Below are 13,022 nucleotides of genomic sequence, written 5' to 3'. Positions count from 1 at the left end.
ATCAAAAAAGGTCAAAAAATTTTGATTTTTACTAAAAACATACTCCAATTAAAACAACAATAGCATTTCGCTTTTCAAAAAGATAAAAATAAACGAAATATGTTTTTTTTATTGCATTTTTTTACATAAAGTGTAATTTATACATTAATTTTTTAAACAATTAATTTTAAAATCGAAAACGTTTTCGGATGTTCGAAAACGTTTTCGTTGTGATTTTATTAACATTTAATTAATTTAAATATTTACGTTTGAGAACTTATTTAAACTAATTAAATATAATACTAACCAAACTTATTTATTACGTATGAAAAAATGTCTAATTAAAGGCTTAATGGTGTTTCTAACGTTCCTCTGTACCAGTTTGACTTATTCGCAAGATGTGTCAGGTACCGTTTCTGATTCTAGTGGTCCTCTTCCGGGTGCTTCTGTTTTAGTGAAAGGAACAAACAACGGGGCTCAAACGGATCTTGATGGTAAATTTATCATCAGAAATGTGGGATCAAATGCGGTTTTAATTTTTAGTTTTATTGGACTAAAATCGCAAGAGATCAATGTAGAAGGAAAAAGTAACATAAAAGTAACTTTAGCTGCTGACAATGCTGAATTAAAAGAAGTAGTTGTTATTGGCTACGGTACTGTTAAGAAAAAAGATGCAACTGGCGCGGTGGATCAAATCAGTTCTAAGAAATTTGACAACGTAGCTGCTACTAACCCTGCTTCTCTATTACAAGGAAAAGTAGCTGGTGTTCAAATTACATCTTCAAGTGGTGAGCCAGGTGCTGCAAATTCTATTAGAATTCGTGGTAATGGTACTTTACGAGGAGGTAATGGCCCTCTAATTGTTGTAGACGGAGTTCCTTTGGCTGGAGGTGATGTATCCGCAGGTGGGGCTAATATGAATTTAGGTACTATGACTGCTAAGGATCCATTGAGTTTTATAAATCAAAATGATATCGAAAGCATGACTGTTTTGAAAGATGCTTCTTCTACTGCTATTTATGGGGCTAGAGGTGCAAATGGGGTGATAATTATTACTACTAAGAAAGGGAAATCTAAAGAGCCAGAATTAACATATTCAACTTCTTACACTACTTCTTCTTATGCTTCAAAATTCAATGTATTATCAACTGATGAATTTCTTGCAGCCACTCCAGGTCAAGATGCAAATCATTTTGGTGGAACATTCGATTGGAAAAAAGAAGTTTTACAAACAGGCAACACTTTGAATCATGATTTGTCTTATTCTAGTGGAACTGAAAAGTCTAACACTAGAGTATCCTTAGGAATGGCTAATACAGATGGTATAGTTAGAAATACAGGATTAGATAAATATACTGCAAGTTTTTATAACTCAAACGACTTCTTGGATGGTAGAGTGAAAATAGAAACTCGTATCTCTTATTCAAATATTAAAGACAAGAGAGGATTAATTACAAACGACACAGGTTATATTGGTAACTTACTAAGTGCCGCAATGTATTGGAATCCGACACGTTCGGTTCATGATGCAACAATGCCAGGTGGATACACCAGAGTAAGTGGTGATTATCTTAACCCTGTACACTTGATGAATTCGTTCTCTAATAATGGAGATTTATCTAAATTTTTAGGAAGTTTAACAACTACAGTGAAAATAACTAACAATTTGAAATACAATATGGTTTTTGGTATGGAGACTTCTAATTCAACTGTAAAACAACAAGCTCTTCCAGATTTAAATATTCAAGATTTTGCAACCGCAACAAATCCTGCAGATTTAAAAAATTATAGAGGACAAGCTACTGTTGCAATTGATCAAAGAGTTAATAAAACTATTGAGCATAATTTAACATTCACGAAAGATATTACAAAAAATATCAACTTGAATGCAATTGTTGGTTACTCTTTCTACAACTATAATTCTACTGGTAATTTTGTTTCTGCAAAAGGTTTTGCAGCCACACAAACTAATTTATTAGCAAATATGGAAGGTGGAATCCCTACAGAAACAAGAAATGGTTCTTACCGCGGATTAGTAGAAATGCAATCTGTTTTTGCGAGAGCATCGTTAGCTTTTTACAACAAATTAAATTTAGATTTGACAGTACGACGCGATGGATCATCTAAAGCGGCTGAAGGTAAAAAATACGGAAATTTTCCTTCTTTGGGTTTAGCTTATAAAATAGTTGAGGCAAAAGACGGATTAGTAAATGATTTTAAATTAAGAACTAATATTGGTAAAACAGGTAATACTGAATTTCCAAGAAACTCTTCTTTAGGTATCATTGAATACAATGGTCCAGATCAATTTAATATTGTAAACAATGCAAATTCTCAATTAACTTGGGAAACTACAACTTCTTATGGTTTAGGTACAGACTTTACTTTATTAAACAACAAATTATCAGGATCCGTAGATTATTACAGCAAAAATACTACAGATTTAATTGTTGGTATACCTTCAACTTCAGGACAACCATCTCCACAAGGTATTAAATATACTAACTTACCAGCTAACCTGACTAACACAGGTGTTGAGGTTTCATTGAATTACAAAGCAATTGAGACGAATGACCTAACTTGGGAACTTTCTGGTAACGTAGCATTCTTGTCAAATACTATTAAAAATCTAGGAGCAGCTAACATTTATAATGTTGGTGCAATTCACGGACAAGGTTTGTCAGATGCTTATGTACAAAGAATTCAAGATGGTTATCCTTTATATACTTACTATCTTCCAACATTTTCTGGATATAATGCTGCTGGAATTTCTCAATATGACGATGCTGGTGCGCCAAAAATGTTAGACAAACAGCCGTTACCTAAAATGACTGCTGGTTTTTCAACAAATTTGACTTACAAAGAATTTGATTTCTCTACCTCTTTATACGGAAATTTCGGAAATTATTTATTTAACAATACTAATGTTGCTCTTTTCTATAAAAATCAATTGGGGGGTAAAAACGTAACTCCAGAAGTAGCAAATTCAGTTCAATCAAGATCTGATGCCAACACACCATCTACTAAATATCTTGAAAAAGGAGACTTTATTAGAATGGGGCAATTAACCCTAGGTTATACTGTTAAAGGAAGTGCTTTAGAACGTTTTAAAATGAAATCAGCTCGTTTTTATGTAAACGGTTCCAACTTATTTATTATTACTAAATATTCAGGTTTTGATCCAGAAGTTGATACTAACAAAACTTTCAATGGTGTCCCTTCAGCTGGTATAGATTATTTATCTTATCCACGAGCTAGAACTTTCTCAGTAGGTCTTAACGTAACATTTTAATTAGAGTAAAAATGAAAAAAAATAATTTTATAAAGTACAGCATTTTTGCAGGAGCATTAGTTCTTGGAGTTAGTTGTACTAATCTAGATGAACAAATCCTTGATGCAACTGACATATCTAAAGCAGATCCAGATGCAGTACTAACGTCAGCTTACAATGGATTACGTCAATTTGAAGGTCAAGACGGAATATTTGCGGTACAAGAAGTAACAACAGATTTTGTTATTGTCCCAACTCGTGCAGGTGACTGGGGAGATGGTGGAGCTTGGTTACAAGATCATCATCATACTTGGGATGCAAACAGTAGAGAAATTAATACAGCTTGGAGACAAATGTTGTCTAGTGTATATAATTGTGATTTGGCTTTAGCAATTCAAGGAATTCCAGCTTCAAAAAAAGCACAAGCTCAATTTTTGAAAGCTTATTATTACTATAATGCAATTGATTTGTATGGTCAAGTTCCTTACAGAGAAGGAGGCAGTTCTCCAGATGATTTTCCTAAAGTATGGACTTCTCCTGAAGCTACAGCTAAAATTATTGCATTGCTTGAAGAAGCCTTGCCTAATTTGCCAGCAAAAAACACATCTGATCCTTCAATTGCATCTAAAGATGCAGCCAACTTTTTGTTAGCTAAAATTTATTTGAATAAAGCGGTATTTGATGCTCCAACTCACATAGGATTTAATGCGAACAATGTTGCTAATATGAATAAAGTAATTCAATACGTTAATGCAATATCTTCAGCTACTTCATTAGCAAATGATTATTGGGATAACTTTAAACCAGCAAATCATACTAGTCCTGAACTGATTTTTACAGCTAAAAACATTATTGGTGTTGAAATGGGTGGTGTAAGAACAAGATGGTATATGGGTAACCATTACAATCAAGTACCAAGTGGCTGGAACGGTTTCTCTGTATTACAGGAATATTACGACAAGTTTAACCCGTCTGACAGACGTATTAAAAATGATGACTCAGCCATTATTGCCGCTTTCGGAAGTCCTTTAGGAATGCGTAGAGGTCAACAATATGATTTAGGTGGAGTTGTTCCGTTAAAAACAAGAGCTCAAAATGGCTCATTGCCTTTAGATTTTCAAAGTGATCTTGCTGGTTTACCAGCAGATGGTAAAATCATTTCTGAGAACTGGTTAGAAAGATGGGGAATTCGTCCACAAAAATACATCCCAGATGTAACCAATATGGATAAGCCAGAAAACGATTATGTATTATTCCGTTACGCAGATGCGTTATTGATGAAAGCAGAAGCTATTGTAAGAGGTGGTACAAGCGCAACAACAGTTGTTTCTATAGCTGTTCAATTACAAGCACGTCAAGGAATTTCTACCGTAATAGATTTGTCAACTTTAGCTGGAATTGATAAAGCTAGAGCTACAGAATTGTGGGAAGAAGGCTGGAGAAGAAATGATATGATCCGTTTCGGAACTTACACTACTTCTAGAGCAACAATGAAAAACACAGATGCCTATAGAGTATTGTTACCAATACCAACTACAGCTTTGTTGAATCCAAATATCAAACAAAATCCTGGATACAACTAAAGATTTGTTAATTTTTTTTGGTTTAGTTAGTTATAAAGAGGGTCTTCTAATGCCCTCTTTATTTTTTTAAAAAAATCACATTTATTTAAAATCCATTTCGTTCTTACCAAAAAAACAGAATACATAAAAGCAAAAAATTATCCTTTTAAAAATTAAAATTTTTAGTTTTATTTAACATAATTTCCCCCGCTTTATCTATTTGTTTGCTTTTTTATGTAACATATATTGTATAAATTAGTCCATTCAAATTATTTAATTAATAACATTTTATATGTTTAATCGCGCGCTACTATTTTCATTTTTTATTGTTCTTTTCGCTAATTGTTCTAAAAATAATTCAGAAAATAAAGATACTTTATTCACCAAATTAGATTCTTCTGCAACAGGAATTAAGTTTGTAAATAAAGTTAAAAACGGCGCTAATATGAATATTTTCAAATATAGAAATTTCTATAATGGTGGAGGTGTTGCTATTGGCGATATTAATAATGATGGTTTAGCCGATGTGTTTTTTACTTCCAATCTTGGCGAAAATAAATTGTTTTTGAATAAAGGATATTTAAAATTTCAGGATATTTCAAAAAAAGCAGGTATCAACCTCCCAAAATCATGGTCTACAGGGGTAAACATGATCGATATAAATGGAGATGGTTTACTAGATATTTATGTTTCGAATGCAGGAAACAATATTAATTCTATACGAAAAAGTCAATTATTTATCAATAATGGCAATTTAACATTTACAGAAAAAGCCGAAGAATATAATCTTGCAGATACCGGAATTACAACTCATGCGGCCTTTTTTGATTATGACAAAGACGGTGATTTAGATTGTTATATACTCAATAACAGTTTCATTCCTGTAAGCAGTTTAAATTATTCTAACAAAAGGGAACTACGAGATAAGGACTGGGGCGTAGCCAATATTCTAAAAGGTGGCGGTGACAAATTAATGCGAAATGACAATGGAAAATTTGTTGATGTTAGCAAAGAAGCCGGAATTTACGGAAGCTTAATTGGTTTTGGTTTAGGAGTAACCGTTGGAGATTTGAACGGAGATTCATATCCTGATATTTATATTTCTAATGATTTTTACGAAAAAGATTATTTGTATATCAATAATAAAAACGGAACGTTTACCGAACAAATTGAAGGCTGGGCATCGCACATCAGCCAATCCTCAATGGGAGCAGATATGGCCGATGTAAATAATGATGGGAAATCCGATATTTTCACAACAGATATGTTACCTGAAAATGATGAACGATTAAAAAAAACAACCAATTTTGACAACTATGATTTATTTACTAGAAAATTAAATCTAGATTTCTTTAATCAATATATGCAAAACACTTTGCAACTAAATGACGAGAATAACAAATTCTTAGAAATAGCAAATTTCGCCGGAGTAGCAAAAACTGACTGGAGCTGGGGCGCTTTATTATTTGACATGGATAATGATGGATATAAAGATATTTATGTTTGTAACGGTATTTATCACGATTTGACTAATCAGGATTTTATGGACTTTTTCGCAAATGATTTTTTACAAAAAATGGTGATTACAGGTAAAAAAGAAGATATGGAAACCATTATTGCCAAGATGCCAAGCACACCTATCCCAAATTATGCCTTCAAAAATAATAAAAATTTAACCTTTACAAATGAAGCCGAAAATTGGGGATTAGGAACTCCTAGTTTTTCAAACGGTGCAGCTTATGGAGATTTAGACAATGATGGCGATCTTGATTTAGTTGTAAATAACGTTAATATGGAGGCTTTTGTCTATAAAAATAATTCAGAAAAAAAGAAAGAAAATCATTTTATAAAAGTTAAACTTAAAGGCGAAAATCAAAATAAATTTGCCATCGGAAGCGTTGTCGAATTATACGCTGGCAAGGAAATAATCCGTCAAGAATTAATACCATCAAGAGGTTTCCAATCTTCGATAGATTATGTAATGACTTTTGGAATTGGAACCAAAAAAATCGATTCTTTGAAAGTTATTTGGCCTAATGGAAAATTTCAAACTCTTAAAAAAGTCGCAAATAACAAAATCTATAGTTTAAATATAGCTGACGCAAAATCAAACTATATTTTGAAAATTGATACCCCAAAACCAATATTTATAGAAAAGAAAAACACCTTTTTAACACATAAAGAAAATGAATATATCGATTTTGATTACGAAGGATTAATCTCAAAAATTCTATCTCAAGAAGGACCAACATTAGCAGTTGCTGATATAAACGGTGATGGAAATGAGGATGTGTTTATTGGCGGAGCAAAAGAGCAAGCAGGAAAAATTTATTACAATAATGGAAATGACTCTTATACGGTTTCTAATCAAAAGGATTTGGATAGTGATGCCAATTATGAAGATACGGCTGCCAGCTTTTTTGATGCAGATGGTGATGGTGACCAAGATTTATTAGTTGGTTCAGGCGGAAATGAAAAAGCAGATCAAGCTAATTACAAAAATCGTTTGTACTTGAATAATGGAAAAGGAATATTCACTAAGAGTAAATATATAATCCCTACAACCAATAATAATGTATCAGTAATTGCAACTTATGACTTTGATAATGATGGCGACATTGATGTTTTCATTGGCAGCAGAAGTGTTCCTGGAATATATGGAATTGTTCCAAAACAATTATTATTAGAAAATGATGGAAAAGGGAATTTTACAAATAGTACCAGTAGAAAAGCATTTAAACTAGATGAAGTCGGAATGATAACTGATGCAGTTTGGGAAGATATTGATAATGATGGCAAAAAAGATTTAATTTTAGTTGGTGATTGGATGGCTCCGGTAATTTTCAAAAACACTGGACGACGATTAGCTGAATTTAAGTCAAACCTCACAAGTTATTCTGGATTTTGGAATGCTGTGAGTTGTGTAGACTTGAATAATGATGGCAAAAAAGATTTGATTCTTGGCAACAAAGGAACCAATACTTCCTATAAAGCATCCTCTTCAAATCCGATGAGAATGTTTATAAATGACTTTGATGCTAATGGTACTATTGAACAAATTACAACTAGAGCCATTGACGGCAAAGATATTCCGGTTCATCTAAAATCAGAATTAGCCAAACAAATTCCGATCATAAAAAAGAAGAATTTGAGTTATGACGGTTATTCAAAAAAATCATTTCAAGAATTATTTCCGCAAGAAATAATTGATAATTCTATTCAAAAAACAGTCAACATACAAGAAAGTGTAATCGCAATTAATAAAGGAAACGGAAAATTTGAAATACAAATATTACCAAAAGAAGTTCAATTTTCTACTGTAAATACAATTTGCACGGCAGATGTCAACAAGGATGGCATTTTAGACATACTACTGGGTGGAAACCAATATGAATTCAAACCTCAATTTGGCAGATTGGACTCAAACTACGGAAGTGTTTTATTAGGAAATAAAAACGGAAACTATACTTGGACATCCTATAGCAAATCAGGTTTCTATATAAAAGGTGAAGTGAAACACATTCAGAAAATAAAAAATAAAAATAACACAATCTCAATTATTGCGGTTGTCAATGATAATTCTCCCAAAATATTTAAACTAAATGAATAATTTTCTTAGAATTCTATTGGTCTTATGGCTTTTTGCAAGTTGTTCTAAAAAACAAGATTTATTGTTTGAAAAGCTGGCTTCTAACAAAAGTAATATCACCTTCAACAACCAATTATTAGAGTCAAAAAAAATCTCTATTTTAGATTACCTCTATTACTATAATGGTGGTGGCGTAGCGTTGGGCGATATTAACAATGATGGTTTGCTTGACATTTATTTTACATCAAATCAAGGAAAAAATAAACTATATCTAAATAAAGGTGATAATAAATTTGAAGACATAAGCGCTAAAGCTGGTATTGAAGGCGAAAGCGATTGGGAAACCGGTTCCATTATGGCCGATGTAAACGGGGATGGCTATTTAGACATTTATGTTTGCGCCGTTGTAGGAATTAATGGATTTGAAGGCCACAATGAATTATTCATCAACAACAAAGACAATACTTTTACAGAAAGCTCGGCAGAATATGGCTTAGATTTAGATAATTACAGCACTTCAGTGGCTTTCTTTGACTATGATAGTGACGGAGATTTAGATATGTATTTATTAAATCACGCCATACATTCCGAGGAATCTTATGGTAACGCATCCATTAGAAACAAAAGAAATTATGAATGCGGCGATAAATTGTTTAAAAATGATAATGGCAAATTTGTTGACGTTAGTGAAAAATCTGGCATTTTTGGCGGTGCTAATGGTTACGGGCTAGGAATAGCAATATCCGACTTTAATCTTGATGGAAATCCCGATATTTATATCTGTAACGATTTCCACGAAGATGATTATTATTATATCAATAATGGAGACGGAACATTTACCGAAAGTTTAAAAAATCACTTTGGTCATACGAGTCGTTTCACAATGGGACTTGATGTTGCTGATGTAAATCACGATGGTTTTCCAGATATTTTGACTTTGGATATGCTTCCTGAAAGTGAAAAAGTCTTGAAATCTTCATTGGGTGATGATAATGTTCAAATGTTAAAGGTTAGAACAGAAAAATTAGGGTATCATTATCAGTACACCCGAAATATGTTGCAACTAAATCAAGGTGGCAATAACTTTACCGAAACCGCTTTAATGAGTGGAGTTGCAGCAACAGACTGGAGTTGGAGCGCCTTATTTTCAGATTACGATCAAGATGGCGAACAAGACATTTTTGTATGTAATGGAATCCCGAAACGACCAAATGATTTAGATTACGTAAAATACTTATCGAATGATCAAGTAAAAACCAAAATTAATTCTACCAAATTATTAGATAAAGAAGCCTTACGAAAAATGCCAAATGGAAAGGTTACCAATTATGTTTTCCAAGGCTCGAAAGATTTAATTTTTAATAATAAATCATCAGATTGGATTGAAAACGATTCTATAATTTCTAATGGTAGCGCTTATGGAGATTTAGACAATGATGGAGATTTAGATGTAGTAACAAATAATCTTAACACTGTTGCTTCAATTTACATTAACAAAACCAATGATAAAGCCAATTATTTAAAAATAAGACTTCGATTTGGCGGCAAAAATACTTTTGGAATTGGAACAAAAGTAATTTCATACAACAAAGGAAAAATGCAATATAAAGAGTTGCAAACTACCCGAGGATTTCAATCTTCATCGGAACCAATAATTCATTTTGGATACGGAAAAGCAAGTAGTATCGATTCGTTAGTAGTAATATGGCCTGACAAAACATCCCAAACTTTAAAGAAAGTAAAAACAAATCAAACACTAACCATAAAACCTAATGCTAATCGTAAAGCATTTGATTATAGAAAATTACATCCATCAGTTTTGCCTGTTTTCAAGAAAGTTGAAAATAATTTAGGTATCGATTTCATACATCAAGAAAATGATTATACTGATTTTCTAGCACAAAAATTAATTCCTTATCAGCATTCAGACAGAGGTCCTGCAACAGCAATTGGGGATTTAAATGGAGATGGAAAAGAAGATCTATTCTTTGGAGGTGCCAAAGGAAAAAAAGCAGCTATTTATATTCAAAACGCAGCCGGTTTTACTAAAAAACCATCTGCTGTAATCGAAAATGATTCTATCTATGAAGATGCATCAGCTGTAATTGGCGATTTTAATAATGATAAAATAAATGATTTGTTTGTTGCTTCTGGCGGTGGAGAAAATCCTGCAAATTTAGATTCTCGATTGTATCTTAACAAAAATAATCAATTGAGTAAAGCTGCATTTCCAATATTAACTCAAAATGCTGCTGTAGTAAAAGCTTTTGATTATGATAATGATGGTGATTTAGATCTTTTTATTGGAAATAATTCTAAAAACAATATTTTCGGCTCAACTCCAGATTGCTATTTATTAAACAATAATAAAGGAGTATTCACTATAGTCGAAAATAAAATATTTGCAAAAACGGGTATGGTTACAGATGCTACAGTAACTGACTTTAACAAAGATGGAAAATCCGATCTAATTTTAGTTGGCGAATGGATGAAACCAAGGTTTTATACAAACAAAAATGGTAAATTTCAAGATGTAACCGAAACGGTTTTACCAGAAAAATTAAACGGTTTGTGGCAATCTATTCAATCCTTTGATATTGATCACGATGGTGACGAGGATTATTTGTTAGGAAACTGGGGAATGAATTCAAAATTTAATGCCTCAAATGAGTTTCCGATGAAAATGTATTATGATGATTTTGATGCAAATTGGTCTTTTGAAACAATAGTAGCTATTGAAAAAAACGGGAAATACTACACTACAATGGGATTAGATGAATTGGCTGAAGAATTTAGCGGAATGCTAAAAAAGAAATTCAACACTTATGGGTCGTTTGCCGGAAAACCATTGGAACACGTTTTTGATCAAAAAATGTTAGCAAAAGCAAAATTATTCGAAGTACATAATTTGAAATCAGGCTATTTAAGAAATGACAAAGGCAAATATACCTTTGTACCATTTTCTAATAAAATGCAAGTTGGCCCGATCAATTGTTTCGTAAAATCAAAATTTGACGGAGTTAAAGAAGAAGTTTTTGCTGCTGGAAATTATTTTGGAGTAACTCCTTATCATAGCAGATTTGATGGCTTTTCTGGGGCATTAATTAAAGATGAGAAAACCATTTATCTTGGAAATCAAGTTGGAATTGACTTAAGTCAAAAAGCGGCAAGACATCTAGATATTTTAACTTTCAATAATAAAAAATATTTATTGGTTACCATAAACAATAAAAAAGCAGAAGTTTATGAATTACCTATGAATAAGAACTAAAAACATTCCAAATAAATTAAAAAAATGAAATCTAATATTTATCTTTTAGCTATAATCTGCTCACTATTTATTTCTTGTAAAAAAGAAAAATCTATAGAGGTTACCTCAGATGAATATCACGCATCGATTGACAATGTCGTTCAAATTATGATACACGATATTTTTTCGCCACCCGTTGCGAGCAGAATTTTTGTGTATCCTAATATTGCAGCGTATGAAATAATTGCACAAAACAACAAAAATTACACAAGCCTCCAGCATCAATTAAAAGGCTTAGATTCTATTCCTGTATTAGATCCAAAAAGCGGGGTAAACAAACCTTTAGCGGCTTTAATTGCTCATATGGAAGTAAGCAAACAATTGGTTTTTTCCGAGGAATTAGTCGAAAAATTCAGAGATAGTTTATATAAAAAATGGGGAGATGAAAACTCAGATGAATTTGAGGTTTCTAAAGAATATGGACTTAAAGTTGCCGAACGCATAAAAAAGTGGATGGGAAAAGACAATTACAAACAAACGCGTACTTTTTCTAAATTTTCTGTTTTTACAAATCAACCCGGAAGATGGCAACCAACTCCTCCAGCATATATGGATGCGGTTGAACCGCATTGGGGAGAAATTAGAACTTTAGTTTTAGATTCAGCATCTCAATTTAAACCAATACCCGCACTAGCCTTTTCGTTAGATAAAAAATCTACTTTTTACAAGCAAGTAATTGAAGTGTACAACATTAGTTTAGATATGAAAAAAAAGGGAGACTCTTGTAACGAAATCAAAATCGCCCAGTTTTGGGATTGTAACCCTTATGTTTCCGTAACCCAAGGTCATATGATGTTTGCAAAGAAAAAGATTTCTCCAGGTGCGCATTGGATGGGAATTGTAAAAATAGCCTGTAAAAAAACAAATGCTGATTTTGACAAAACTGTATTTGCTTACACAAAAACATCAATAGGAATGTTTGAAGCTTTTATAAGCTGCTGGGACGAAAAATACAGAAGTAATGTGATTCGCCCAGAAACTGTGATTAATCAACATATAGACGAAAACTGGAAACCAGCTTTACAAACGCCCCCTTTCCCGGAATATACAAGCGGACATTCGGTATTATCAACAGTAGCTTCTACAATTTTAACATCAATTTTTGGAGATAATTTTTCTTTTGTTGACAATTCAGAATTGCCTTTTGGCTTACCAAATAGAAGTTTCAAATCATTTGATTCTGCCTCAAAAGAAGCAGCTATGAGTCGTTTTTATGGAGGAATTCACTATAGAGCCTCAATTGAAAATGGTATGATACAAGGGAAACAAGTAGGTGATTTTGTTGTAACGAAATTAAAAATGAATAAATAA

General features: G+C 32.4%; 5 protein-coding genes. All 5 read left to right on the top strand.

Features of this window, described 5'->3' with window-relative positions; translation table 11 throughout:
* Nucleotides 1–304 precede the first annotated feature (304 nt).
* The 5 genes from FNW17_RS02325 to FNW17_RS02305 all read left to right on the top strand — a co-directional run bounded on the left by FNW17_RS02325 (nucleotide 305) and on the right by FNW17_RS02305 (nucleotide 13,022).
* Nucleotides 305–3,271: a SusC/RagA family TonB-linked outer membrane protein gene (locus FNW17_RS02325; protein WP_143390853.1), complete on the top strand. Its 2,967-nt coding sequence runs from the start codon at nucleotides 305–307 to the stop codon at nucleotides 3,269–3,271.
* 11 nt (nucleotides 3,272–3,282) lie between these two features.
* Nucleotides 3,283–4,833: a RagB/SusD family nutrient uptake outer membrane protein gene (locus tag FNW17_RS02320; RefSeq protein WP_143390852.1), complete on the top strand. Its 1,551-nt coding sequence runs from the start codon at nucleotides 3,283–3,285 to the stop codon at nucleotides 4,831–4,833.
* A 271-nt stretch (nucleotides 4,834–5,104) separates the two neighbouring features.
* The gene (locus FNW17_RS02315) at nucleotides 5,105–8,422 is read left to right on the top strand and encodes a VCBS repeat-containing protein (RefSeq protein WP_144070773.1); all 3,318 of its coding nucleotides are present in this window, start codon (nucleotides 5,105–5,107) and stop codon (nucleotides 8,420–8,422) included.
* Nucleotides 8,415–11,672 carry a VCBS repeat-containing protein gene (locus FNW17_RS02310; RefSeq protein ID WP_144070772.1) on the top strand — a complete coding sequence of 1,086 codons (3,258 nt, stop codon included), beginning with the start codon at nucleotides 8,415–8,417 and terminating at the stop codon, nucleotides 11,670–11,672. Before FNW17_RS02315 ends, FNW17_RS02310 begins: the two co-directional genes overlap by 8 nt.
* 24 nt (nucleotides 11,673–11,696) lie before the next feature.
* Nucleotides 11,697–13,022 (top strand): vanadium-dependent haloperoxidase, encoded by a 1,326-nt coding sequence (locus tag FNW17_RS02305; protein WP_143390849.1) that lies wholly within the window; start codon nucleotides 11,697–11,699, stop codon nucleotides 13,020–13,022.

Origin of the sequence: Flavobacterium franklandianum (genome assembly GCF_007097365.1) — a bacterium.
Taxonomy (GTDB): Bacteria; Bacteroidota; Bacteroidia; order Flavobacteriales; family Flavobacteriaceae; genus Flavobacterium; species Flavobacterium franklandianum.
Note: the sequence above shows the minus strand (reverse complement) of the source record. Positions and strands in the feature narration are given on the sequence as shown.